Genomic DNA, 25,949 nt, shown 5'->3' on the forward strand with positions numbered 1-25,949 from the left:
CCGTGCGCACATACCCCCGCGCCCCCTCCGGCGCGTACGCGGGTGCGGCCCGGTGGGGCCAGCGGGGCTGGGGCCTCGGTGGTGGGACTTCGGCGGTGCGGCCTCGGTGGTGGGGCCTCGGTGGTGGGGTTTCGGTGGTGGGGCCTCGGTGGTGGCGGGTGCCCTGGGGCTGGGCGAGTGCGGCCCGGTGGGGCGATGCGCTGTGGCCGATGGCCCCCGGCCTGGGCGGGTTCGCTGCGTCGGGGCTCTCAGCGGGGTGCGGGGCCCTTTGGGTTCTGCGGGTCGTCCTTCGTGTCCGGGGCCTTGGTCGAGCCCTTTGCCTCTGAGCCGTCCACCAGCATCGGTGGGGGTGTCGTGTCCAGGGCGTCGGACAGTTCGCCGAGGGTCTCCAGGAGCAGGCCCGCTCCCCTGCGGACCACCCGGTCGGGGACGCCCTCGCCGTCCCACTCGTCCAGGGCCGTGCGGACCGCCTCCCACTTGGGCACGCGGCGTTCGCGTACCGCCTTCGCGCCCTGCTCCGTCGACTTGCGCAGCGCCTCCGCGAGGCGGGCCGCGGCCGGTACGGGGGTCGCGCCGCGTTCCGGCAGGTGGGCCTCCATGAGCATGGCGACGCGGCCCAGTTGGGCGAGCGCCTCCTCCGCGTCGGCCGCGGCGGCGCGGGAGACGCCGCGGTGGCGCACCGGCTCGTTCTCGGCCCGGCTCGCCGCCTCCTGCCAGGCGACCCTGGCGTCGCGGGCCTCCAGCAGCGCCTCCCGCACGTCGGGGCAGGCCTTGCCCGCCGGGTGGGCGTAGTGGTCGACGACCGCCGCGGCGTAACGGCCGTCCGCGACCAGCCAGTCGGCGAGGCGGGTGCGCAGGCGCGGGGTCTCCCAGGCGGGATAGACGGCGTACGCGATCATCGCGAGGATGCCGCCCACCAGGGTCAGGACGACGCGCTCGGGGACGGTCTGTGTCCACTGTTGCCCGCCCATGCCGAGCAGGAACACGACGTACGCGGCCACGCAGGCCTGCGCCGCCACCTGGCCGGTGCGCATCAGCAGGTACATCAGCCCGGCGCAGAGCACGGCCAGCGCGGCGGACAGGCCTGTTCCGGGGTCGGCCAGCTGGACCAGGCCCGTGGCGAGCGCGACTCCGACGAGGGTGCCGCCGAAACGGGCGACGGCGCGGGAGTACGTCTGGGAGAAGTCAGGGCGCATCACCATGACCGAGGCCATCGGCGCCCAGTAGCCGTGGCCCAGTGGAAGCAGGGTCCCGAGGAGATAGCCCGCGGCGGCCACGGCGGTGACACGGATCGCGTGCCGGGTGACCGGCGAGTCGTGCCGGAAGTCGGCGCGGACGGCACGGAGGGCGGCCGGCACGAGCGCGAAGAGGGTGGGGCGGAGGAGGGGGATGGGGGCAGGGATGGGGGCGGGGGTGGTGGGCGTGGGCGTGGGCGTGGGCGTGGGCGTGGTGGGCGTGGGCGTGGTGGGCGTGGGCGTGGTGGGCGTGGGCGTGGTGGGCGTGGGCGTGGTGGGCGTGGGCGTGGGGGTGGGATGGGTTTCGGGTCCGGTGTCGGGCTGGGGCGGGGGTGGGGTGCTGGGTCGGGGGTGGATGGGGGTGTCCTGGGGCTCGAACGGCCGGGTGGGGGTGGATCCGGGCCTCGCCCTCTCGTCGTCGGCTTCAGCGTTCGCCGGAGCGGTGCCGGCTTCTCCACCCGATGGGGTGGGGGCGGCTTCTGCTCCTGCCGGGGCAGAGGCACGTCCGGTCCCCGAGAGGGCGTCGGCGCCCGCACGGCCCGGCCCGGCAGCTGCTTCGGCGTCGTCGTCGGCTCCAGTACCCCGCCGGATGTCCGCGGCTTCGGCACCCCGCCAGCTGTCCCCGGCGTCAGACCTCACCAGGGGCACGGCCGCCTCGGCGCCGGTCGGAGGCGGGGGCGGGGTCGGCTCGGCGCCGGGCAGCGGTGGGGCTGCCTCGGTTTCCGGCTGAGGCACGGCGGCCTCGGTCCCAGGCACACCGGTCCGCTCCGCACCGGTCCCCTCCGCACCGGTCCGCTCGGCTCCCGGCCGGGACGTGGTCGGCCCTTCCTCCGGCGGGGTCGCCGCCCCGGGCCCCGGCATGTCCGACCCCAGCGGCGTCGCCGTGTCGTGCGTCGGTGCGTTCTGCGTGTTGCCCGCTGTCTCCAGGACGTCTCTGAGGAGTGCGCCCAGGCGGGTCGCCGCGCGGTACGCCGGGCCCGTCAGGATCGCGCCCGTGTCCGGGGTCTTGAGCGCGGCCAGCGCCGCCGGGGGGATCTTGACCGGTTCGCCGTGCCGGATCGCCCGGGCCGCCGCGTCCAGGACCGCGCCCGCCGCCGCGAGGAGTTCGCGTACGCGGTCGCGCTCCTTGCCCTCCGGCGGGACGCCCACCGCCGGGTCGGCCAGGGAGGCGAGGACCGGGCGGATGCGTTCGGCGACCCCTCGCGCGCCGTGCAGTTCCGCGGGGCGGCGGCGGGCCTGGCGCGGGGTGATCGTCGCCGCGTCGCGCGCCGCCATCAGGGGTTCGGGGTCGAAGGGGGCCACCGGGTCGTGGCGGAGCCTGCGGGCGTAGTCCGCCTCGGCAGCCAGGGCGTCGGCCAGGGCGTCCCGGTGGGCGCCCCATCTGCGTACCGGAAAGAGGATCACCAGCGCCGCCTGGACGCAGCCGCCGACGATCATCATCGCCGCGTGGCCCGCCGCCGCGCCGACCGACGTGGGGAGCGTGACCGTCACCAGCATGATCGCGACGTTGGACGACGCGATGATGCCGACCGTCGGGCCCGCCGCCCAGCTCAGTCCCGCCAGGAAGGTCCAGAGGCAGAGGAGGGCGAGGAAGAGGAGCAGGTGGGCGCCGGTGAGGTAGCCGAGGAAGGTCGAGACGGCGAGGCTCGTGCCGGAGGCCAGGGCGAGTTCCGGGCGGGGGCGCCAGCTGCGCTGGAACGTGGCGATGGCCGCCTGGAACGCGCCGAACGCCGAGCTCGCGGCCACCGCGGGGCCGAAGAGGGTGAGGCTGACGCCGATGATGATGGCGAGGCCTGCGGCGCCGCGCAGGGCGACCAGGGGTTCCAGGCGTTTGCGCTCGACGGTCAGACCCGAGCGAGCTGTCTCTTTCAGCGCGCGGAGCCAGGTCACTCTGTGATGATACGGGGCATATCGGGCGGGGTGGCGTCGGGGGAAGCGGAAGCTGGAGCTTGGAGCTTGGAGCTGGAGATCTAGAGGGCTCCGGGGCTCCGGGGGTTTTCGGGCTCGGGGGTTTCGGGGCTCTGGGTGTTTCGCGGCCGCGGGGTCCCAGGGGGCGCTGGGGCGCTCACGTCGACGCGATGCGCCGCCCGCGTGCCCTCAGGGCAGTGCCGGGCCCCGCCTCCCAGGGGCGACCCGTGCCCGGTCCGCCGCCGCCGTGCCGTGGGCCCAGCCCTCGCCGTCCGTCACGCCCCGCACCCGTGTCGTGGTCGTCTCGGGGAACATCCGCTCGGCGCGGTCCGTGACGGCGACATCGCGTGCGGCCAGGACGGGGAGCAGGGATGCCGTGTCCCGCGCCTCCCGGCCCGCCTCCGCCACCGCGTGGTCGCCGGCCTCGGCCAGGCGGCCGCCGATCCGGTGCGCGTACGCCATCAGGAACGACTGCCGGAACGTCTTCGTGCGCTTGCGGCCCGCCGCGCGCTGCCCCGCCTCCGCCTTGGTCATCGCCGCCGTGCCCTGCACCAGGAGAGAGGTGTGGAGGAGTTCGACCGACTCCAGGTCCGCCTCGAAGCCGACCACGGTCGAGAAGCCGTACGCCTCGTTCCAGACGGCGCGGCAGTGGTTCGCCCCGGCGACGGCGTCGAGGAGGATCGCCTTCGCCGTCTCGTACGGGGCGTCCACGCCGATACGGCAGGCGCCCGGCACGTCCTTCGCGTGCGTGCGGGCCGCGAGCAGCGCCTCGTCCAGGGAGTGGCGGGCCATCAACTCCTGCGCCTTGGCGGTGAGCGCCTCGGCCTCCTCCGGGTAGCCGGTCGCCTCGGCCTTGGCGAGGAGAGCGCGGATGCGGGTGAGCGTGCGGGGCTCGCCCTCGGCGGGGGCGGGCACGGTGTCGCCGGGCGGTGGGCCGACCGGTTCGATCGGGGGAAGGCGCAGGAGCACGCGGTACAGCTGGAGGTGGACGGTGGCCCGGGTGAACCGGTCCTGGCCCGCCACCGGCTCCTCCCCGGCCTCGATGTCCGTCAGCTGGGCCGCCCAGCGCGGCGGCAGGTGGGCGTAGCCGCCGGTCTCCGTACGGATCAGGGACGCGGTCAGGCGTAGGTGCGGGTCCTCCAGGTCACGGCGTACGAGACGGATCACGTCGGCGGGCTGCCAGCCGTGCCGCCAGGCGCGACGGAGGTACTCCTCACCGCGCAGGCGCAGGTCCCCGTCCGCCTCGGGGGCGGCCGCGAGCAGGGACGCTCCGGTGTCCAGGCCGTCGTCACCGTCGCTGTACAGCGCCGCCGCGAACGCCTTGTCGATCACCGAATCCATGGGACAAGGGTATGAGGCGCGGGTGGGTACGAGGTGCGGGTGGGTACGAGGTGCGGGTGGGTACGAGGTGCGGGGCCCGTCCGGTCGCCCCCGTTCCCCGTCCGGTCCCGCCCGTTCCCCACCCGTTCCCCGCCCGGTCCCGTCCGGTCCCGTCCGGCCGCGGTGCCCGATCGTTGTCGGACGGGCCCCGGGGTGACCCCGGGGGTATGGCTGGCCCTACCCCCTTACGCCCTCCAGTGGTCGTGTGCGCGTCGAGGCGCGGCGGTTGGGTTGGGGCATGAGCGAAACCGCCGAAGCCGAACCTTCGTCAACTGCCGTACGCCTCACCGGTGTCCGCCGCCTCTACCGCGACGTCGCTGCCCTCGACGGCGTGGATCTCGACGTGCGGGCCGGGTCCTTCGTCGCCGTCATGGGCCCCTCCGGGTCCGGGAAGTCCACGCTGCTGCAGTGTGCCGCCGGGCTCGACCGGCCGACGTCCGGGTCCGTGGTGGTCGGCGGGACCGAGCTGATGGAGCTGGGCGAGCGGCGGCTCACGCTGTTGCGGCGGGACCGGATCGGGTTCGTCTTCCAGGCGTTCAACCTGCTGCCCTCGTTGACCGCCGCCCAGAACGTCGCGCTCCCCCAACGGCTCGCCGGGCGCCGGGTCTCGCGCACGGAGGTCCGCGAGGCACTCGGCCGGGTGGGGCTCGCCGACCGTGCCAGGCACCGGCCCGGCGAACTGTCGGGCGGGCAGCAGCAGCGGGTCGCCCTCGCGCGGGCGCTGGTCAGCCGCCCCGCCGTCCTCTTCGGCGACGAGCCGACCGGGGCGCTGGACACGGAGACCAGTCGTCATGTCCTGCTGCTTTTGCGGGAGTTGGTGGACGGCGAGGGGCAGACCGTCGTGATGGTCACCCATGATCCGGTGGCCGCCGCGTACGCGGACCGGGTCGTGTTCATCGTCGACGGGCGGGTGGCGAGCGAGCTGGGGGCGCCGGACGCGCGTGAGGTGGCGGCGCGGATGGCGGAGCTGGCGGCGCGGGGGCGCACGGCGGGGCGGGGCCGCGTGTCGGAGGTGGCGGGGCGATGATGATCCTTCTTGCCTCTCTCCGGGCCCGGTGGAGGAGCCTCCTCGGCGCCTTCGTGGCCGTCACCCTCGGCGTCGGCCTCACCGCCGCGATGGGGCTCGGGCTCGACGCGAGCCTGTCGGCGCCGGAGCGGGCGCCCGTGCGGTTCGCCGGGTCGCCCGTCGTCGTGATGGGGCAGGACACGCTGACCGTCCCGGTCCGGCGCGGCCCCGACGTCATCCGCGTATCGAAACCGCTCGTTCATCCACAGCCTGTGGATACCGAACTCCTGCGCGAGCTCCGGCGGCTCGGTCCCGTGCGGATCGACGGTGACGCGCGGGGCGGGCAGGGTGCGCGGGGCGGGCAGGGTGCGCCGGACGCCGTCGGGGTGGACGCTCCCGCGCGGGTCGTACGCGAGGTGGTCGGCGGGCGGGCCCGCGTCCTGACCGGTGACGACCGCAGGCTCGCGGACCCGGGAACGGCACGGGACGCCGAGGCGCTGGTGGCCGTCAACTCCTTCCTCGGCACGGCGGGCGGAGTGGCCGCCTTCGTGTCGGTGTTCGTCACCGCGTCGACGTTCGCCTTCGTCGGGGCGCTGCGGCGGCGGGAGTTCGGGCTGCTGCGGATGGCGGGGGCGACGCCGGGGCAGGTGCGCAGGCAACTCCTGGGCGAGGCCCTCGTGGTGGGGGTCGCGGCGTCCGTCGCCGGGTGCGCGCTGGGGGCGTGGGGCGGACCCGTGCTCGCCGACGCGCTGGTGGCGGCGGGTGTCGCGCCGGACTGGTTCGAGGTGACCGGCACGGTCTCGCCGCTCTCCTGGCCCTGCCAACTCGCCTTCTGGACCGGCCCGTTCGTCGCCCTTGCCGGAGCCTGGGCCGCCTCGCTGCGGGCCGGACGCGTCAGCTCCGTCGAGGCGTTGCGCGACGCGTCCGTGGACAGCGGGGTCATGCCGTGGAGCCGGCGGATCGTGGGGGCCCTGCTGCTCGCGTGCGGCATCGGGCTGCTCGTCCGGGCGCTGGGCACGGACCCGTCCGCCCTCCTGAAGCGCAAGACGTACACGACCCAGCCGATGATCCTGATCACCGCGGCCGCCGCGCTCGCGCCCCTTCTCGTACGTCCCCTCGTACGCGCCCTGCGGCTGCCGGGCGCAGTCGGCTCGCTCATCCGCGAGAACTCCGCCGCCTCCGTGCGCCGCACCGCCGCCGTCGCCGCACCGGTCCTGGTCACCGTCGCCCTCGCGGGCAGCCTGCTCGGCTCGGCGCAGACGGTGAGCGGCGCGAAGGCCGCCGAGGCCCGGCAGCACGTCCGCGCCGACCTCGTCGCCACGGGACCGGACCTGGGGAAGGTGCGGGTCCGGGACGTGCCGGGGGCCGCGGCCGTCTCCCCTTCCGCCTCCACCGCCGTGTTCGTACGGGAGGAGGGCAGCGCCCTCGTACGCTCCGAGGCACGCGCGGTGAGCGACCCGGCGGCGCTGGTGGCCACGTCCCGGCTGCCGGTGGTCGCGGGCGACGTGCGCGACCTGGACGACCGGTCGATCGTCGTCAACGAGGAGTGGGAGGAACGGCGGGTCGGCGAGCGCGTCGACGTGTGGCTCGGCGACGGCCGGCCCGCCCGGCTGCGGATCGTGGCGGTCCTCGCGCGCGGGACGGGGGACAACGGTGCGTACGTCACCGCCGCGAACGGGCGGGCGGCTCCGGTGGACCGGATCGACGTACGCCTGACGGACGGGGCCCGCGCCGACGCGACGTCGGCGGCACGGGCCTCTGCCGCACTCGCGTCCGCCGCGCATTCGCCCGCCGCGCATTCGCTCGCCTCGAACGCATCCGCCTCGAACGGCGGCGAGGTGCGCACCGCCGAGGAATGGCTGGCCGCCACGCACCCGAGCACCAAGGCCCAGACGCGCCTGGGCCTGCTCATGCTCCTCGACATCTCCCTGGTCTACACGGGCATTTCGCTCGCGAGCACCCTGCTGATGTCCCTGTCCGTACGCCGCACCGAACTGCGCTCACTGCGGCTCGCGGGCGCCACGGGCGGACAGGTGCGGCTGGTCGTGGCCGGCGAGGCGCTGGTGGCCGTGACGGCAGGCGCACTGCTCGGCCTGTCCGTCACGGCACTCAACCTCGGCGCACTCTCCGCGGCCCTGGCGCGCCTCGCGGTGCCGACGGGGGTGTCGATCCCGTGGGACGCGCTCGGGGTGAGCGCGGGGGCGTGTGCGGTGGTGGCGGTGTGGGCGGCGGTCTGGGGAGTGGGGGTGAGGGACGGCAGGCGGGGGTGAGGGCGCAGGGAGGAGAGGGTGGAGGGGCATGGCGGGCGGGTGCGGACGCGGTTCGAGAGGCGAGGGCTCCGGCCAGCGGAGCGCTCGCGGGTGGTGGGGCGGCCGCGTCGAGCCTGCGCACGGGCTGCTGGGTGAGTGTCGGCGGGGAGAGGGGGCTCGGGGCGGCCGGGTATCGGTGGCGAGACGGTTCACTGGCGGATGGCCACCGGCGGCAAGACAAGTCCCGGCCGCCGGACACCGGCAACGAGACGATCCACGGACCGCCGGACACCGACGCCGAGACGAACCACGGGCCGCCGGACGTCGGCGGAGAGACGAACCACAAGCCGCCGGACACCGACGCCGAAACGAACCACGGGCCGCCGGACACCGGCAAAGAGACGAACCACAAGCCGCCGGACACCGACACCGAAACGAACCACGGGCCGCCGGACACCGGCAAAGAGACGAACCACAGGCCGCCGGACACCGACGCCGAGACGAACCACGGGCCGCCGGACACCGGCAAAGAGACAGATCCCTGGCAGCTGGGCGTCGGCGGAGAGGAGTCGCGAGGTGGGTGGCCACGGCGGAGAGGCAGGTCACGAGCCGCTGGCCGCCGGCGGAGGGGCTGGGCGCGGAGGCCGGGCGCCCTCAGAGAGACAGGCCCGGTCAGCCGGTTGCCGGCGGAGAGGCTGGACGGCGGCGGCCGGGCGTCGACGGTCAGGCCGAGCGAGGGCGGCCAAGTAGCCCTGAAAAAAGCCTTCGGGGGACGAACACCCACGACCGGCTGCCTGCATCTCGGGCGGCCGGGCACCCGCCACCGACTGGCTGCCGGACATCCGGCCACCCTGCAAACCCGCGACCACCGGCCACCGGCCACCGACCACCGGTCAGCCGGACACCCACGAACCTTCGACCCTTTCGACCCTTTCGGCCCTTCGACCACCGGTCAGCCGGACGACCGCGACCCTTCGACCGCCGAGCGGACAGGCTGTGGCGCCTCTTCGGTTGCCGAACGGGCGCCGCATGCTCGCCTCCCGGAGGCCCCGAGGTGAGCCGATGTCCGCGACCGGGCCGCGCTCGGGCGACCGAGGAGGATGCCCGCCAACACCAGTGCGAGACCCAGCAGTTGGCGCCAGGTGAGGGACTCGGCGGCCAGGAAGGTTCCCAGCAGGACGCCAGTCACCGGGTTGAGGAGACCGACGAGTCCCACCGTTCCCGCGGGGAGGCGCCGCAGGCCCGCGAACCAGGCGGCGAAGGCCAAGGCCGTGCACACCACGGCGACGTAGACGAAGGCGAGCACGGCGGGGGCGTCCAGAGCCGGTGGCCGCCCCTCCACCAGGACGGCCGCGGGCATCAACACCAGGCCACCAGAGACAAGTTGCCACGATGTCGAGGCGAGCACCGGGACGCCGGAGCTCCACCGCTTGGCGAGCACGTACCCGAGGGACGACATGAGCATCGCGGCGGCCGACGCGAGGATGCCGAGCGGGTCGGCCGCCGCGCCGGTGAGCAGCATGAGACAGACCCCGCCGAGCCCGACGCCCGCTCCCGCCAGGTGCGCCGGGCGGGGGCGTTCGGCCAGCAACGGCCAGGCGATCACCATCATGACCAGTGGCGCGGTAGCCATGACGGTCGACGCGAGACTCGTCGGGAGCAGCTGGGCGGCAACGTAGACGAGCGCGAAGAAAGCACCCATGTTCAGGATGCCGAGGACGAGGGACTTCCACCACCACGAGCCGTGCGGCAGCCGCCGGGCCACGGCGAGGAGCAGCAGACCGGCCGGGAGGGCCCTGATCGCCGCGCCGTAGAGGGGGCTATCGGCGGGCAGGTACTCGTGCGTGACGTAGTAGTTCGTACCCCAGCCGACGGGGGCGACCGCCGTGATCAGCACCCACCGGAGAGCGGGTGCGGGAATCGCACGCGGATTAGCTTCCATGGAAGCTACTATGCCTTCCATGGAAGCTAAAGTGAACCCATGACCGATCCCTCAACCGACGCCGGAGCGTCGCCGCACCCCGACCACGTGGCCCGCATCCAGGCCGAATGGGCCAGGGAACGACCCGACGTCGACGTACGTCCACAAGGCACCATCGGGCGTCTGCACCGGCTCGGCGCGCTGCTCACCGAGCAACTCTGCGTGGTCTACCGGAGGTTCGGCCTGAGCGAGGGCGAGTTCGACGTCCTCGCGGCGCTGCGGCGCGCGGGCGACCCGTACGAGCGGGCGCCCGGCGAACTGGCCGCGCACACCATGGTCACGACCGGCGCGATGACCAAACGCATCGACCGCCTGGAACGCGCGGGCCTCGTCACGCGCCGCCGAGCGGCCGAGGACGGACGGGGCAGGGTCGTCGGACTCACCGAGGCGGGGCGGGAATTGATCGACCAGGCGTTCACCGAGCACATGCGCAACGAGCGGCGCCTGCTCGACGCGCTGTCCGCGCCGGAGGCGGCGCAGATCGAGGCGCTCCTGACGACGTGGCTGGGTCGGGTGGAATCACCGCCCCGCACGTGAACGCCCAGCGCCTCAGCTGTCGCCGCCCTCGTCGATGAGCCGCCGCACCTCGCGGTCGACCAGGCCGAGGCGGGCCTCGGCGACCAGCGGCACGGCGCGGCGCTGGCGGCGCGCCTCGTGCACGTCGATGTCGACCGTCACCAGTCCCGGCTCCCACTTGGGTGCCTGCGCGACGACCGTGCCGCGCGGGTCGACGACGCGTGAACCGCCCCAGAACGAGGCGCCGTTCTCGTTGCCGACCCGGTTCACGAAGATCACCCAGCACTGCAGCATGCGGGCGGTGTACGACAGCAGCGTCTCCCAGTACAGGCCCGTGTCCATGGCCTCCGGATCCAGGCTCGCCGCGCTGTTCGTCGGTACGACGATGACCTCGGCGCCGTCCTGCACGGCGAGCCACGGCAGCACGGGCTGCCAGGCGTCGTTGCAGATCAGGGTGGCGGCGCGGCCGTGCCCGCCGGGCAGGTCGTACGCGCGCAGGTGCTGCCCCGGACTGACGTGCTTGCGCTCCTCCCACGCGAGGTAGTTGGGGAGGTACAGCTTGCGGTGGGCGTGCAGGAGGCGGCCTTCCGCGAAGAACGCGGCGGTGTTGTACGCGCGCAGGCTGGTGTGCTCGTGGAGGCCGACGAGTGCGGCGGGGCCGTCCGGCTCCGTCAGGCGGAGCAGCCGCGGGTCGTCGCTCGTGATCGCCGCGTCTTTCTCCAGGCCGCCCAGGTGGTAGCCGTGCAGGCTCAGCTCGGGGAAGACGACGAGGTCGGCGCCCTGGGTCTTGGCCTGGGCGATCTGGTCCCTCGCGGTGTCCAGGTTCTGCCCGACGTCGCCCAGGGCGCAGTCGGTCTGCGCCAGCGCCACTCGCATGTGCCCGAGCCTGTCAGCGCGACCTCTGCCCCGCATCGCGGGGCCGCCCATCCGGGCGGGGGCTGCGTGGGTCCGCCTTGCCGTGCGGGTCCGCCGTGGCCGTTCGCGCAGTTCCCCGCGCCCCTGCAGACCCACCCACCGCTGGGGGACCGCACGCTTTGCGGGTGCGGGTCCGTCGTGGCTTGTCGCGCAGTTCCCCGCGCCCCTAAAAGCAACAGCCCGCCGCCCCCGCTCAAAGCGACACCCGCCGGCTCCGCACGAAGCGACACCCGCCGTCCCCGCCCAAAGCAGCAGCCCGCAGCGCACCCTCTCAATGCGACAGCAGGCCGCCCCCGTACCTGCAGAGCGACAGCCCGCCGCCCCCGTACCTACCCCTGAAGCACTCGCCCCTGCGAGCGGGGCTTGTCCACCACAGATGACCGGCAGCCGCACGCGCGCCCGAGGGGGCGCGGGGGTATGTGCGCACGGAGCACCGAGGAAACAATGGCGTCTTTGTTCGTGCAGCGGGGCGCAGGGATAGCGAGTACGTACATACCCCCGCGACCCCGCCCCCACAGCCGAACCCCAGGCGAGTCCGCCCCAGGCGCCCCGCCAGTGTCAGTGGTCGGTGCGAGACTCGCCGTATGGGTAGCCACCGGTGGATCATCGCGCCCGGAGAGGGGCAGGGCGTGGAGCTCGTCCCCCTCGGGGACGACGGGCTGCCCGCGGGCGGTGTCGTGCGGGAGCCCGACCTCGCCGAGGCCGTCCGCACGCGCCCGGACACGGCCCGGTGGGTCTGGCGGTCCACCGCCGGGATCTACCCCCGCCTCCTCGCCGCCGGCGTCCACGTAGACCGCTGCTACGACATCGAGGCCGCCGAGCTCCTCCTCCTCGGCCACGAGGGCCGCCTGGGGGAGCCCCGCTCCGCCGCGGCCGCCCTCGCCCGCCTCCGCAACGCCCCCGTACCCCCCGACCCCCCGCCCCGCGCCGCCGAGCCCGGCACCCAGGACTCCCTCTTCGAACCCCGCCCCGGCGGCACCGACGTGTCGGTCTCCGACCTCGTCGAGGTCCACGCCGACCAGCAGCGAAGACACGACGCCACCGACCGCCCGGGCCGCATGCGCCTGCTCACGGCGTCCGAGTCCGCCGGCATGCTCGTGGCCGCGGAGATGAACGCCTCGGGCCTGCCCTGGCGCGCCGACGTCCACCGAGACCTCCTGAACGAACTGCTCGGCGAGCGGTACGCGGGCCGCGGCGAGCCCCGCCGCCTCGCCGAGCTCGCCGACGAGGTGTCCGCCGCGTTCGGCCGCCGCGTCCGCCCGGATCTGGCCGCCGACGTCGTGAAGGCCTTCGCGCAGGCCGGCATCAAGGTGAAGTCGACCAGGCGCTGGGAGATCGAGGGGGTCGACCACCCCGCGGTGAAGCCCCTCATCGAGTACAAGAAGCTGTACCGGATCTGGACGGCGCACGGCTGGAGCTGGCTCCAGGACTGGGTGCACGACGGCCGCTTCCGCCCCGAGTACACGCCGGGCGGCTCGGTCAGCGGCCGCTGGACGACGAACGGCGGCGGCGCGCTGCAGATCCCCAAGGTGATCCGCAGGGCCGTCGTGGCCGACCCCGGCTGGCGGCTCGTGGTCGCCGACGCCGACCAGATGGAGCCGAGGGTGCTCGCCGCGATCTCCCGCGACCGGGGCCTGATGGAGGTCGCGGGCAGCGAGGAGGACCTGTACACGCGCCTGTCCGACCGCGCGTTCTCCGGCGACCGCGAGCACGCGAAGCTCGCGCTGCTCGGCGCGGTGTACGGGCAGACGTCGGGCGACGGCCTGAAGAACCTGGCCGCGCTGCGCCGCCGCTTCCCGCTGGCCGTCGCGTACGTCGACGACGCGGCGAAGGCGGGCGAGGAGGGCCGGCTCGTACGGACGTGGCTGGGCCGGACGAGCCCGCCCGCGGCGGGTTCCGGGGAGTACGACGAGGCGGGCATCCCACAGGAGGGACCGCCGACGGCCTCGGGCGGGGGTGCCGGACCGGCCGCGGCGGAGAACGAGTTCACTCCCGGGTACGCCTCGTCCAACGCCCGCGCCCGGGGCCGGTTCACGCGCAACTTCGTGGTGCAGGGCAGCGCGGCGGACTGGGCGCTGCTGATGCTGGCCGCGCTGCGGCGGTCGATCACGGAGGGCGGTCTGCGGGCCGAGCTCGTGTTCTTCCAGCACGACGAGGTCATCGTGCACTGCCCGGCCGAGGAGGCGGAGACGGTGGCGCTCGCCGTGCGCGAGGCGGGGGATCTGGCGGGCCGGATCGCGTTCGGCGAGACGCCGGTCCGCTTCCCGTTCACGACGGCGGTCGTGAAGTGCTACGCCGACGCGAAGTGAGACACGTCAGGCGCCGACAGCGGGGCACCGGAACACCGGGGTGAAGCACCGGAGCACCCACCGGCCACCGGCCACCGGCCACCGGCCACCGAGCCCACAAGGCCGGACGCCCGCCTCCTACTTCCCGTACTCCGCCAGCAACGCCCTCAGCTCCCCCACCACCTTGCTGTCCGTGCCGGCCAGCGCCCGCAGCGCCGCGCTCCACTGCTCGTACGCCTGCTCCTCGCACCCCGCCGAACGGAGCAGGAGCCCGCGCTGGTGACCGGCGAGGCCCGTCATGTGGGTGTCGCCGCGCTGTTCGGCGCGGTCGAGGAGGGCCACGCACTCCCGCGTCGCATCCCCGTCGCGGGAGAGCCCGCGCAGGGCGCGGACCAGGCCGAGGCGGGCCTGGGACGAGCTGTGCCAGTCCTCGTACTCGCCGTGCAGGCGCAGGCTCTCCTCGAAGTGCGCGAGCGCTGCGGCGGCTTCGCCGAGGGTGAGGTGGGCGTAGCCGATGTTGCAGTGGGCCGACTGGCGGATGACGGCATGCCCGAAGGCGTCCCCGATGGCGAGGCTGCGTTCGTGATGGGCGATGGCGGCGCGGGCGTCCGTGTGCTCGTACAGGTTGCCGAGGTGGCTGAGGGTGATCGCCTCGCTGAGCGGGTCGGCGAGCTCCTTGGCCAGGTCCAGGCTCTGGTGGAGGGCTTCGGCGGACTCGTCGTGGCGGCCGAGGCCTTCGAGGAGGAGGCCGCGGTTGCTGAGGCCTCGGCGTACGCAGGACACGATGCCGAGCGCACGCCACAGGGACAGTGCCTCGTCGTTCAGGGCGAGCGCCTCGCTGCTGCGCCCCAGCATGAACTGCAGGCCGGCGAGGTCGTTGAGGGCCTGCGCCTCGGCGGCGGTGTCGCCCTGGTGGCGGGCGGCGGCCAGGGCGCGCGCGCCGAGCGCGGCCAGTTCGGTGAGACGGCCGCGGCGCTGGAGGTACGGGAAGAGGCAGCGGACCAGGACGGGCAGCAGCCCGTCGGGGGCGGTGTGGCGCTCGGTGAGGGCGACGACGTTCGCGAGCTCGCGGTCGCCCCAGGCGAAGGCGGCCTCCGTGGTCAGGGGCGGGGACGCCTCGACGGCCCGGCCGGGGCGCGTGAGGTGGGGCGTGACGCCGCGCAGCCGGTCCGTACGGTCCAGACCCTCGGGCATGATCGCCAGGAGGGAGCGCCTGGCGGCCTCCGCGTACCAACGGAAGGCCTCGTCGACGACGTCCGCGGTACTGGCTGTTGCGGTGGTTCCGGCCGTTGCCGTGGTTCCGGCCGTTGCCGTGGTTCCGGCCGTTTCGTCGGTGGCCGCTGCCGCCTCCCTCGCGAAGTCGCGTACGAGATCGTGCGGTGTGTACCGGCCGTACGACGTCTCGTCGAGGAGCGCGACGTCGACGAGACGGTCGAGGGCCGCTCCGGCACGCGCCTCGCCGGTGCCCAACAGCCGCGCCAGGAGCGGCACTTCGTACGTGGGCAGGTCGAGCGCGCCGATCCGGGCGAGGGCGAGGGCCGCGTCACGGTCGGCCTCGCGGTCCGAGGTGCGCAGGGCGTCGAGGGCGACGGCGAGGGAACGGCGCACGCTCAGGTCGTCGTACTCCAGGTGCCGCAGCCGGCCACCGCTGACGGTGAGGAGTTCGGCGAGGGCGTCCGGGGTGAGGGCGCGGCGGGCCGCGAGGCGGGCGGCGACGATGCGCAGCGCGAGCGGGAGGCGACCCGCGAGGTCGACCAGGGCGTGCCCGGCGTCGAGTCCGGCGCGTCCGGAGACGGCGCGCAGGAGGGCGGCGCTGTCGCCGTAGGAGAGGAGTTCCAGCGGGAAGCGCGCCGCGCCGTCGAGGGCGGTCAGCGGTGAACGGCTGGTGACGACGACCGCGCAGCCGGGCCCCGCGGGCAGCAGTGGGCGCACCTGCGCGGCGGTCGCGGCGTCGTCCAGGATCATGAGGGTCCGGGTGGGAGCGAGCAGCGAGCGGAGCAACGCGCTGTCCGCGTCGGGCACTTCGGGATTCCCGTCGCTCCCGTCAATCCCATCGCCCCCGTCGCTCCCGCCACTCCCGTCGCTCCCGTGGTTGTCGGGGATGTGGCGGGGCTCGGCGCCGAGGTCGCGCAGGAGTGCGGCGAGGGCCTGACCCGGGGTGAGGGGGGTCATGCCCGGAGTCGCGCCGCGCAGGTTGACGTAGAGCTGCCCGTCCGGGAAGTCCTCCCGCAGCGCGTGCGCCACGTGCACGGCGAGCGCGCTCTTGCCGACCCCGGCCATCCCGGAGACGACGGCGACGCGCGCGCCTTCACCCAGGACGCCCCGGAGGTCCCGGACGGTGTCGTCCCGTCCGGTGAAGTGGGCCGGACCAGGCGGAAGTTGGGCGGGACGGGCGACGGAAACCGGCTGCCGCCGGGACGTGGAAGCCCGCGGCGAACCCTCACCCTCCGGGACCGCACCCCCGGAGGAGACGGCCTCCCCGGAGGAGACGGCCGCACCCCCGGAACGGACGGCCGCACCCCCGGAGGGAGCCGCGCCCTCTGCGGAAGCCGCACCGTCGGAACCGACCACCGTGTCAGAAGCGCCCGCCGCACCGGACACGCCCGTCGCACCGCACCCGACCGTCGCACCGGAGCCGATCGCCGCCTCGCGAGCAGCCGCCCCTCCCCCGAGCCGAGCCTCCCCCGCGGGCGCTTGCCCCTCCGCGACAGCATCGTCCCGGCCCGCACCCGCCGGCCCCCGCAGCACCTCCCCGTGCGCGTCACGCACCGCCGCCCCCGGTTCCACACCCAGTTCCTCGACCAGTCGGTGGCGCAGTTCACGGTGGACGGCGAGGGCCTCAGCCTGGCGGCCCGTGCGGTGGAGGACCAGCATCAGCTGGCGGTGGAAGACCTCGCGGAGGGGGTGTTCGGCGACCAGCGACGTCAGTTCGGGGGCGAGTTCGGTGAGTCCGGTGCCGAGTTCCAGTTCGGCGTCGTACCGCCATTGAAGGGCGAGGAGGCGGGCCTCTTCCAGGCGCGGTACGAGGGGGTGGCCGAGCAGCGAGTCCGGGAGGCCGCTCAACGGCGTACCGCGCCACAGTGCGAGCGCGTCCGTGGCGCAGGCGGCTGCCCGCTCCCAGTCACCCTCCGCGTGCGCGGCCCGCGCCCGTGCCACCAGACGCTCGAAGACCCGTACGTCCAACTCGCCCTCGTCGACGCGGAGTCGGTACCCCGGCGGCACCGCGTGCAGCCGTTGCGGGTCGTCGAGGAGGCGCCGCAGCCGGGTCACGTGGTTCTGCAGGGAGGCCTGTGCGGAGGCCGGCGGGAAGTCGCCCCACAGCGCGTCCTTGAGGGCGCCGAGGGAGACGACCCGGTCGGGTTCCAGCAGGAGCGCGGCCAGCAGGGCACGGCCCTTGGCGCTGCGTACGGGGTGCGGTTCGCCCACGGCGTCGTACACGGCGGGCGCCCCCAGCAGACCGAACCGGAGCCCGCACCGCTCGCTCACACCGCTCTCCCCGCGCTGTCCCGCCATGTCCCACGGTGTCCCGCGGCACGTGCCGCCGTACTGCCGCCGCACTGCTTTCGTACCGCCGACGCGCCGCGTCAGTACCGCTGACGCACCGCCGTCGCACGGCCGCGCAGGCGCGACCGTTGGCCACATGTTAGCGATCCGTTGGCGAGATCTGATCTGATCACGACATCGGATCTGGCCCGCCGGTACTCGCGCACAGCGCGTAGCTCGGGGGAGTGTGGCCGCCGCGGCCAGATCCGGGGGCAGAGAGAGCCCCGGTCGGCGGAGGTGACCGACCGGGGCTTTCGCCCTGCCCAAGGCCCAGGCCCAAGCCCAGGCCCAGGCCTCAGTCCCAAGCCCAAGCTCAGGCCCAGGCCCCGGCCCCGGCCCCGGCCCCGACCCAAGGCCCCGGCCCAGGCCTCACCGCCGGATCAGGACTGCCCGACGCGCTCCCGTTCCGACTCCACCGGCAGCCGCACCGTGAACAGCGACCCCTTCCCCGGCACGCTCTCCGCCGTCACCGTGCCGTCGTGCGCCTCCACCAGTTTCCGCACGATCGACAGGCCCAGTCCGCTGCCGCCCGTCGCACGGGTCCGTGACTTGTCGGCGCGCCAGAAGCGGTCGAAGACGTGCGGCAGGTCGGCGGGCGCGATGCCGGTGCCGGTGTCGGCGACCTCGACGAGGACCGCGTCGGCCGTGGTGCGGCAGCTGATGCGGACGCTGCCGCCCTCGGGGGTGTGGCGGACGGCGTTGGAGACGAGGTTGCCGATCGCCTGGCGCAGCCGCAGCGGATCGGCCGTGATCCACGGGTCGCCGTACACCGTCGCCCTGAGCCTCACCCCGGCCGCGTCCGCGCGCGCCTGGTGTGCCGCCGCCACCTGCTCGGCGATCTCGGCGGCGCGCACGGGATCGCGGTGCAGCCGCAGCGTGCCGGCGTCGGCGGCCGCCAGGTCCTGCAGGTCGTCGACGATGTGCTGGAGCAGCAGGGCCTCTTCGAGGAGCGAGGTGACCAGTTCGGGGTCGGTGTCGACGACGCCGTCCTCCGCCGCCTCGAGCCAGCCGCGGATGTTGGACAGCGGGGTGCGCAGCTCGTGCGCCACATCGCTGACCATGGCCTTGCGCTGTTCCTCCAGGGCCTTGCGGTGGGCCGCCATGTCGTTGAAGGCGGCGGCGAGTTGGCTGATCTCGCCCGCCGAACGGGTGGCCCGCTCCGGCACCGGTTCACTCGTCTCGCCCGCCTTCATGCGCCGCGTCGCGGTGGTGAGCGCGCGCAGCGGCCGGGTGAGGCGGGTCGCGGCGAGCGCCGTGATGGCGACGGTGACGGCGAGGACGGCGGCGGCGAGCCCGGCCAGGCGCACGGTGTTGGCCCGGGAGAGGCTGAAGCCCGGCGTGCTCCGGGTGCCGTCGGAGCTGGTGATGAAGAGCAGGGCGGGCGAGGAGACGTAGGGGCCGAGTTGTTCGCGGCGCGCGGTGTCGACGCAGGACGCGGTGGCGTCGGTGGTGGCGCCGGGACCGATCGCCCCGGATCCGCCGGGCAGCCCCGGGGCCTCGCGGCTCGGCTCCACGGGCGGGTACGTCGGGACGGCGGCGCCGACGGGCCTCGGTCCCGACCGTCCGTCCAGGTCGAGGCCGACCGGGACGGGATCGAGGCCGTGCCGCTTCAGGCAGGCGTCGGCGAGGGAGTTGAGCTTCATGAGGGCCTTGTGCTCGGTGTCGCTCGGCATGTCGAGCACGGGGATGCGGCACTGGGACTGCAGGAAGTCGGCGGGGTCGTGGTCGACCCGCACGGTCGGGCGCCCACCGGGGTTGATGACGACCTCGGGGGTCATGCCGAGCTTCGCCAGACAGGCCGCCCGGCGGTCGGCGGCCCGCCTGAGCTGCTTGCGTTCCGTTTCGGTGAGGCGGTAGGGACCGACCGCACGCGGGTCGATGCGGTCGGCGGTCGCGCTCCCGTCCCCCGCGCCCCCTTCCGTACGGCCCGGCGCGAGCGTCGAGTCGACGGCGAGGGGGTCGAGGACGGCGGAGGCGGTCGGGGGCAGCCCGGTGCGCCGGGTGTCGCCGTTCGCGGCGCCGTCCTTCTCCGCCCCCTTGTGCTCAGCCCCCTTGTGCTCCGCCCCGTGCTCAGCCCCCTTGTGCTCCGCCCCTTTCCGCTCCGCCCCGCCCTGCGCCGACCTCTCCTTGTCCGACGTGCCCTTGCCTGACTGCCCGTCGCCAGACTGGCCGGTGCCCGCCTGCCCGTCGCCTCGGCCGTCGCCTTGTCCGTCGCCTTGTCCCTCGTCCGACTTGCCGGAGTCCTTCGACGGGCCGCGCTTCGGAGGGGCCGACGAGTCCGCGATGACCTTGCGGTCCTGGGTGGTGAGGGCTACGCGGCGGCCGGTACGACGGGACAGTTCACGGACGGCCTCGTCGGCGCCCCGCCACTCCGGAGCGCTCGCGCCGATGCCGAGGAGCTTGTCGTAGATGTGCGCGTCGTCGGCGAGGACCTGGCCCTGCTCCTGCCGCAGCGCCCCGGTCGTGGTCTGCGCGGCGAGCCAGGTGGTCGCGGCGATGGACCCGATGGAGACGACGACGGACACGGCGAGCAGCCGGGCCAGCAGGCTCTTCCGGAGCGGAATGTCACGCGCCACGCCGCGCCGCCGCCCCACTCACGTCCGACCGCGCCGTCACCGCACCGGCGGGCCCCGCCCCCGTCAGCTTGTACCCCACCCCGAAGACCGTCACCAGGCGGTCCGGGCGGCGAGGGTCGCACTCGATCTTCTTGCGGAGGTTGAGGATGTGGACGTCGACCGTGCGGGCGGATATGTAACCGGACGAGCCGTGGATGCGGTCGAGCAGCTGGGGGCGGGTGAAGACCCGGTCCGGCTCCTCCGCGAGCACCGTCAGCAGGTCGAACTCGCCCGGCGTGCAGTCGATGTGCCGCCCCTCGACCGTCACCTCGTGCCGCAGCGGATCGACGACGAGGCCGCCGACGCGCAGGATCCGCCGGTCGGCGTCGGGCAGCGGCGGGTGGAAGCCGCCCGCGCGGCGCAGCAGCGTCCGCACCCGGGCCATCAGCTCGCGCGGGCTGTACGGCTTGGTGAGGTAGTCGTCCGCGCCCTGGTCGAGCCCCGCGAGCAGGTCGTCCTCGGTGGTGCGGGCGGTCAGCATCAGGACCGGCAGCCGGGTCAGCTCCGGCGGCCCGCCCCCGTCCCGCAGGCGCCGGGTGACCTCAAGGCCGTCGGTGCCCGGCATCATCACGTCGAGGATGAGCAGGTCGGGCGTCCTGCGCCGCACCTCGGCCAGGGCGGCGGCACCGTCGTGGACGACGGCGACCGCGTGGCCCTCGCGCTCCAGGTAGCGGCGGACCAACTCGGCCTGTTTCTCGTCGTCCTCCGCGACCAGGACAAAAGCGCACATGGCGTTGAGGATAGGCACGGCCCGTCCCGATCATGAGAGGCGGACGGGATCCGGACAGTGTCCTGACAGGATCCTCATAAGTGGCGGCCACACTGGCCGGCCCTCCCGGCGGGCCTCCCGAGAGGCCTCCCGGATGACCTCGCGGGTGGCCTCCGAAGACGTGTCGCTTCATTGGGAAGACGCGGCACTTCTTTGAGGAGACGCGTCACTTCTTTGAGAAGCCGCCTCCGTTGGCCGGGGAGACGTCCCCGTTGGTCCAGGCGTAGACCGTGTCCCCCTGGGTCGCGACCCGGTACTGGAAGTGGTCCCCGCACTCCGTACGGGAGGTGCGCGGCGTCCGGTCCGGCCACCACGGCGCGTCCAGCTCCGGTTCGCCGACCCGGGGTGCGCCCGGCGCGCAGACCGCGCCCCTCTCCTCGGTGGACGGCCCGCGCGTGAAGCGGATCAGCTTCGCGTCGCCGGTCGTCTTCACCTTCACCTTGACGTTCCTGGCGTCCGCGGGGATCCACGAGGGCAGCACGAAGGCCAGGTCACCCTTGGTGGGCGCGTCCGCCGCCGTGGCGAAGGCCTTCGTCTTCTCCTTGAAGACGTGCTCGCTGACGGCGTCCGGCATCAGCGAACTGTCCTTGAGCGCGGGCGCCGCGACGGCCACGGCACCGGCGGCCGCCAGGCACCCCACAGCAGTGAACACGACCGCACCGGTCCGCTTCCCGAACCCCCTGGACGACCCGGGAGAGGAAGACGAGACAGGCGATGAAGACGGGGTGGGCGATGAAGACGAGGCGGGCGAGGCGGGCGGCTTGGACTGCTCGGACGACTTGGACTGCTCGGACGGCTTGGACTGCTCGGACGGTCCGGACGATCTGATCAGCGGCATACGTCCAGTCTTCGGGCCGCCGCGCCCGATTCCGTACGGCCCGGGGACGAACATCCGCCTCTGCCCAAAGACAGAGGTCGCACCGCGCATCCGACTCAAGATGTACGCGGAGCACCGCACCATCTGTCCAATACTTGACGTTATGCCCCACCCCGCCCAGTCGGCCCACCCAGCGACCTCGCGCAGCTCCCCCTTCGCCCCGGGGCCGTACACGACCCGGGACCTGGTCCGCGCCGTCCTGGAGGCGCTGGCCGGCGGCGCCCTGCTCGTCCTCGCGTACTCGGGCACCACCAGCGCCGTCACCCAGCTGCCGCGCCCCGCGAAGATCGGTTACGGCGTCCTCGTGCTGGCCGCGCTCGTGGTCCGGCGACGCTTCCCGGTCGGGAGCCTGCTCGCGCTGGCCGGGCTCGCGGGGGCGATGCCGGCCACCGGGCTGCTCGTCGCGGTGGCCGTGTACCCGGCGGCACGGCAGCTGGCCGAGCCCCGGCGCCGGGTCGCCGTGCTGCTCACCGCGGCCGCCCTGACGATGCTCGTGGCGACGGCGACCGCGCGTCCCCTCGCCGTGGGCAGCTGGCAGTACGGGCTTGCGCTCGGGGCGATGCTCGCGGCCGTGACCGTCGTCGTGCCCGGCCTGGTCGGCACCGCGGCCGGGCAGCAGGACCGCCTGGTGCGGGCGCTGCGGGAACGTACCGCCGCGGCCGAGCAGGCGCGCCGCCTCGCCGACAGCGAGTCCCGCATCCACGAGCGTTCACGGATCGCCGCCGAGATGCACGACCTGGTGGGCCACCGGCTCAGCCTGATCTCCCTGCACGCGGGCGGCCTCGAACTGGCCCTCTCCCAGCAGGCCCCCGCGCTGCGCGGCGAGGCGACGATGCTGCGCAAGGCGACCCGGGACGCGATGAACGAACTCCGCGAAGTCCTCGGCGTACTCGGCCCGCTGGGGCGCGACACCGGCACGAACGCCCTCACCGACGCGACCGGCACCCGCCCCGACATCGAGGCCCTCGCGGCGGAGTCGCGGGGCGTCGGCATCCCCGTGACCCTCACCTGGCAGGGCCCGGACCTGGGCGCGGCGGACGGCCCCTCGGTGCGCAGGGCGGTCCACCGGGTCGTACGGGAGTCACTGACGAACGTGCACCGGTACGCGACGGGGGCCCCGGTCGCCGTGACCGTCACGCACACCGAGGCCGGGGTGGAGATCGTCGTACGCAACGCACCGCCGCCCGCACCGCCATCGGCGACGACCGGACTCGGCACCGGACGCGGCCTGGTCGGGCTGCGGGAGCGGGTGGCGCTGCTCGGCGGCACGTTCGATGCGGGCGCGGAGCCCGGCGGCGGCTTCGCCGTGACGGCGTCGATCCCGGCGGACCGGACGGCGGCCGGCGCCGCGGCCCCGCCGGACGAGCCGGACCTCCCCGGGCCGCCGCTCCCGGACACCACGGCCGAGGAGAGCGCGGTCGGCGGTCTGCAGGGGCGCATCGCGGGGGTGCTCACCACGCTGCTCGGGATGGGCGGCATCGCCCTGCTGCTCGGCCTCGGGCTCGGTCTGGTGAGCGAGGCCCGGCCGGGTCCGGACCTGGCGGAGCGCCAGGAAGTGCGCGTCGGCATGTCGAAGGCGGAGGTGGAGCGTTCGGTGCCGCCGGACAGCGCGGCGGTGCGGGCCGCGGCGGCCGGACGCGGCCCTGCCCGCCCCGCGGGGACGACGAGCTGCCTCTACCCGTCCACGGACGGTGGGATCGGCGACGGGACCCACGGCGGGGGCGATGGGGACGACGAGGGCGATGGGGGCGACGACGGGCGCGACGACGGGAGAGAAGCCGCCCGTTTTGCGGTAACTCGATACTGTTTCAGGGATGATGTTCTGACGTCCATCGACCACTTCACCGTGCCGCTGGCCAGACCGTAGGAGCAACACATGACGACGCCGCCGACGCCGCCGATGCCCCCGACACCGCCGGGACGGCCCGCCCCGGCCGGCTCCACCATCCGTGTCCTGCTCGCCGACGACGAGGAGATGATCCGGCACGGCGTCCGCATGATCCTCCAGCACGCCGAGGGCATCGAAGTCGTCGGCGAGGCGGTGAACGGCGCAGAGGCGGTCACCCTCGCCACCGAGCTCCACCCCGACGTCGCCCTCGTCGACATCCGCATGCCGGTGCTCGACGGGCTCGCGGCGATCGGCCCGCTGACCGCCCTGGACCCGGCGCCGCAGGTCGTCATGCTCACCACCTTCGGCGACGAGGAGAACGTGACGCGCGCCCTGCGGGCCGGCGCGGGCGGCTTCCTCCTCAAGGATGAGGGCCCCGACGAGCTGATCCGCGCCGTGCGGGCGGCGGCGTCCGGCGACGCGGTGCTCTCGCCCGGCGTGACGGGGACGGTCATCAAGCGGATGCTCCAGGGCGGCGACCCGGCCGCCGCCTCCTCGTCCGCGGCCCCTTCCCCGGACAGCCGCCTGGCCTCCCTCACCGGCCGCGAGCGCGAGGTCCTCGCCATGCTCGGCGCGGGCCTGCCGAACCTGGAGATCGGGCTGCGGCTCGGCATCGGCGTGGGCACGGTCAAGACGCACGTGGCCGCGGTGCTCGACAAGACGGACAGCGACAGCCGCGTCCAGGCGGCCCTCCTGGCCCACCAGGCGGGCCTGGCGTCCTGAGGAGCGGGCGCTGACCCCTGCCGGGCACCGGCCCACCGAGCCTCCACCCACCCCGCCACCGCATCACCGAACCGCCGGCCTTCCCGACCACCGCGTCACCGAAGCGCCGTACCGCCGGAGGCTGACCTTCCCGACCACTGCTTCACCGGACCGCCGGAGGCCGACCCTCCCGACCACTGCTTCACCGGACCGCCGGAGGCCGACCCTCCCGACCGCCGCTTCACCGAACCACCGAAGGCTGACCTTCCCGACCACTGCTTCACCGAACCACCGAAGGCCGACCCTCCCGACCACTGCTTCACCGAACCACCGAAGGCCGACCCTCCCGACCACTGCTTCACCGAACCACCGAAGGCCGACCCTCCCGACCGCTGCTTCACCGAACCGCCGGCCGGCCGGACCGCCGGAGGCCGACCTTCCCGACCGCCGCATCACCGAACCGCCGGCCGACCGGACCGCCGGAAGCCGACCCTCCCAACCACCGCATCACCGGACCACCGGACCACCGGCCTTCCCGCCCACCGCGCCGCCCGCCCCGCCTGCGCCACACGGCGCGCCCCCAACTCCCCACTCGCCCCGCCCTACCCGGCCGGGCCCCCTACCACCGCCCCTGACCCAACCCCAGCCCCTGCCCCTGCCCCTGCCCCACCATCCCCGCAAGCGTCTCCAGCGCCCCCGCGAGCACGTCCGGTGGCGGTGACGCGATGCCGATCCGTACCGCGTCCGGCGCGGCGTGTGCGCCGGTGGCGAAGGCGGAGCCCGGGGTGACGGCGATGCCGCGTTCGGCCGCCGCCGCGACGAAGGCCTCCGCGCGCCACGGCGACGGTAGCTCCCACCAGCAGAAGAAGGAACGGAGATCGGCGCGGAACCGGCCGCGTACGCCCGACTCGATCAACCGTTCCCGCACGATCCGCTGCCGCGCGCCCGCGTCCGCGCGCTTGGCCTCGACCAGCCGCTGCACGGCTCCGTCGGCGACCCACCGTACGGCCGCCTCCAGGTTGAACGCCGGCGCCGTCCACGCCCCCGACCGCAGGCCGTGCGCAAGGGCGTCCGCGTGGACGGGCGGGACGGCGAGCATGCCGACGGTCAGGCCCGGCGCGAGCCGCTTGGAGAGGCTGTCGACCAGGACGACGCGCTCCGGGAGCAGGGCGGCGAGCGGCGCGGGCGCGTCCTCGGCGAGGAACGCCCACGTGCTGTCCTCGATGACGGGAGCATTCAACTCCCGCATCACACGGGCCAGTTCCGCCCGCCGCTCCTCCCCCGCCGTGACGGACAGCGGATTGTGCAGGGTCGGCTGTACGTAGACGGCGCTGAGGGGCGCGCGCCGGTGGGCGTCGGCGAGCGCCTCGGGCCGCATGCCCTCCCCGTCCACCGCGATCGGCACGAGCAGGATCCCGAGTTGCCCCGCGATGGCCTTGACCAGCGGGTACGTCACCTCCTCGACGCCGACGCGACTGCCGGGGCGGGCGAACGCGGAGAGCGCGGCGGCGATGGCCTGGCGACCATTCCCGGCGAACAGCACCCGTTCCGGCTCCGGCCGCCAGCCGCTCCGGGCGAGGACGGAGGCGGCGGCCTCCCGCGCCTGCGGGGAGCCGTCGGGCGCGGCGGTCCGGGTCGCCGCCAGCAGTACATCGGGCCGCAGGAGCGGAGTGAGCGACCGGCCCAGGAGCTCGGACTGCCCTTCGACCACGGGGTAGTTGAGTTCGAGGTTGACGAGGTCCGGACCCGACGACCCCGGCGACCCCGACCACCCCGACGACCCCGATGATCCGGACGGGCCGGACGGGCCGGGCGGGCCTTCCGTGAGGGCGGCGCCCCCCGGATGCGGCGCGGCGGCCCGCACGAACGTGCCGCGCCCCACCTCCCCGACGACCAGTCCCCGCCGCGCGAGCTCCCCGTACACGCGGATGGCCGTGGAGTTGGCGATGCGTCTGCGCCGGGCGAACAGCCGCTGCGGGGGCAGTTGTTGGCCGGGGCGCAGCACCCCGGTCTCGATCTCGCGGGCCACGTCGTCGGCGACCCTCCGGTACTCGTCCCGCCGCGCCATCGCCCCGCC

General features: G+C 74.6%; 15 protein-coding genes. 6 read left to right on the plus strand and 9 right to left on the minus strand.

The window, feature by feature from the left end; genetic code table 11:
* Positions 1 to 248 precede the first annotated feature (248 nt).
* Entirely contained in the window at positions 249 to 3,125 is a 2,877-nt protein-coding gene (locus tag ACZ592_RS08860) for an FUSC family protein (protein WP_471580827.1), read from the minus strand.
* Positions 3,126 to 3,332: 207 nt separating this feature from the next.
* Positions 3,333 to 4,484 carry a DUF2786 domain-containing protein gene (locus tag ACZ592_RS08865; protein WP_471580828.1) on the minus strand — a complete coding sequence of 384 codons (1,152 nt, stop codon included), beginning with the start codon at positions 4,482 to 4,484 and terminating at the stop codon, positions 3,333 to 3,335.
* A gap of 277 nt (positions 4,485 to 4,761) precedes the next feature.
* On the opposite strand from ACZ592_RS08865, the gene ACZ592_RS08870 reads away from it, so the two are divergent.
* Positions 4,762 to 5,550 (plus strand): ABC transporter ATP-binding protein, encoded by a 789-nt coding sequence (locus tag ACZ592_RS08870; protein ID WP_471580829.1) that lies wholly within the window; start codon positions 4,762 to 4,764, stop codon positions 5,548 to 5,550.
* Entirely contained in the window at positions 5,550 to 7,799 is a 2,250-nt protein-coding gene (locus ACZ592_RS08875; protein WP_471581398.1) for an FtsX-like permease family protein, read from the plus strand. The genes ACZ592_RS08870 and ACZ592_RS08875 overlap by 1 nt, the downstream gene beginning before the upstream one ends.
* A 931-nt stretch (positions 7,800 to 8,730) precedes the next feature.
* Here the strand turns inward: ACZ592_RS08875 and ACZ592_RS08880 are convergent.
* Positions 8,731 to 9,720: an EamA family transporter gene (locus ACZ592_RS08880; RefSeq protein ID WP_471580830.1), complete on the minus strand. Its 990-nt coding sequence runs from the start codon at positions 9,718 to 9,720 to the stop codon at positions 8,731 to 8,733.
* A 39-nt stretch (positions 9,721 to 9,759) separates the two neighbouring features.
* Between ACZ592_RS08880 and ACZ592_RS08885 the strand changes: the two genes are divergently transcribed.
* A complete protein-coding gene (locus ACZ592_RS08885; protein ID WP_471580831.1) occupies positions 9,760 to 10,296 on the plus strand; it encodes a MarR family winged helix-turn-helix transcriptional regulator in 537 nt (178 codons plus the stop codon).
* Positions 10,297 to 10,308: 12 nt separating this feature from the next.
* Here ACZ592_RS08885 and ACZ592_RS08890 read toward each other — a convergent pair whose 3' ends face one another.
* Positions 10,309 to 11,151 (minus strand): nitrilase-related carbon-nitrogen hydrolase, encoded by an 843-nt coding sequence (locus ACZ592_RS08890; RefSeq protein ID WP_471580832.1) that lies wholly within the window; start codon positions 11,149 to 11,151, stop codon positions 10,309 to 10,311.
* 623 nt (positions 11,152 to 11,774) lie between these two features.
* Here ACZ592_RS08890 and ACZ592_RS08895 point away from each other — a divergent pair.
* Positions 11,775 to 13,499, plus strand: a complete 1,725-nt coding sequence (locus tag ACZ592_RS08895; protein WP_471580833.1) for a bifunctional 3'-5' exonuclease/DNA polymerase — start codon at positions 11,775 to 11,777, stop codon at positions 13,497 to 13,499.
* 117 nt (positions 13,500 to 13,616) lie between these two features.
* On the opposite strand, the gene ACZ592_RS08900 is transcribed toward ACZ592_RS08895, so the two are convergent.
* The 4 genes from ACZ592_RS08900 to ACZ592_RS08915 form a co-directional block, all read right to left on the minus strand.
* Positions 13,617 to 16,991 carry an AfsR/SARP family transcriptional regulator gene (locus tag ACZ592_RS08900; protein WP_471580834.1) on the minus strand — a complete coding sequence of 1,125 codons (3,375 nt, stop codon included), beginning with the start codon at positions 16,989 to 16,991 and terminating at the stop codon, positions 13,617 to 13,619.
* Positions 16,992 to 17,401: 410 nt separating this feature from the next.
* Positions 17,402 to 19,597 carry a sensor histidine kinase gene (locus ACZ592_RS08905; RefSeq protein WP_471580835.1) on the minus strand — a complete coding sequence of 732 codons (2,196 nt, stop codon included), beginning with the start codon at positions 19,595 to 19,597 and terminating at the stop codon, positions 17,402 to 17,404.
* The gene (locus ACZ592_RS08910; RefSeq protein ID WP_471580836.1) at positions 19,587 to 20,366 is read right to left on the minus strand and encodes a response regulator transcription factor; all 780 of its coding nucleotides are present in this window, start codon (positions 20,364 to 20,366) and stop codon (positions 19,587 to 19,589) included. Before ACZ592_RS08910 ends, ACZ592_RS08905 begins: the two co-directional genes overlap by 11 nt.
* Before the next feature lie 205 nt (positions 20,367 to 20,571).
* Entirely contained in the window at positions 20,572 to 21,057 is a 486-nt protein-coding gene (locus tag ACZ592_RS08915) for a hypothetical protein (protein ID WP_471580837.1), read from the minus strand.
* Between the two features lie 328 nt (positions 21,058 to 21,385).
* On the opposite strand from ACZ592_RS08915, the gene ACZ592_RS08920 reads away from it, so the two are divergent.
* Both ACZ592_RS08920 and ACZ592_RS08925 read left to right on the plus strand, forming a co-directional pair.
* Complete coding sequence (locus ACZ592_RS08920; RefSeq protein ID WP_471580838.1) at positions 21,386 to 23,149, plus strand: histidine kinase; 1,764 nt, start codon at positions 21,386 to 21,388, stop codon at positions 23,147 to 23,149.
* 33 nt (positions 23,150 to 23,182) lie between these two features.
* Positions 23,183 to 23,893: a response regulator gene (locus tag ACZ592_RS08925; RefSeq protein WP_471581399.1), complete on the plus strand. Its 711-nt coding sequence runs from the start codon at positions 23,183 to 23,185 to the stop codon at positions 23,891 to 23,893.
* Positions 23,894 to 24,491: 598 nt separating this feature from the next.
* On the opposite strand, the gene ACZ592_RS08930 is transcribed toward ACZ592_RS08925, so the two are convergent.
* The gene (locus tag ACZ592_RS08930; protein WP_471580839.1) at positions 24,492 to 25,940 is read right to left on the minus strand and encodes an aminotransferase-like domain-containing protein; all 1,449 of its coding nucleotides are present in this window, start codon (positions 25,938 to 25,940) and stop codon (positions 24,492 to 24,494) included.
* Between the last annotated feature and the right edge of the window lie 9 nt (positions 25,941 to 25,949).

The organism is Streptomyces sp. NPDC040622, assembly GCF_055593965.1.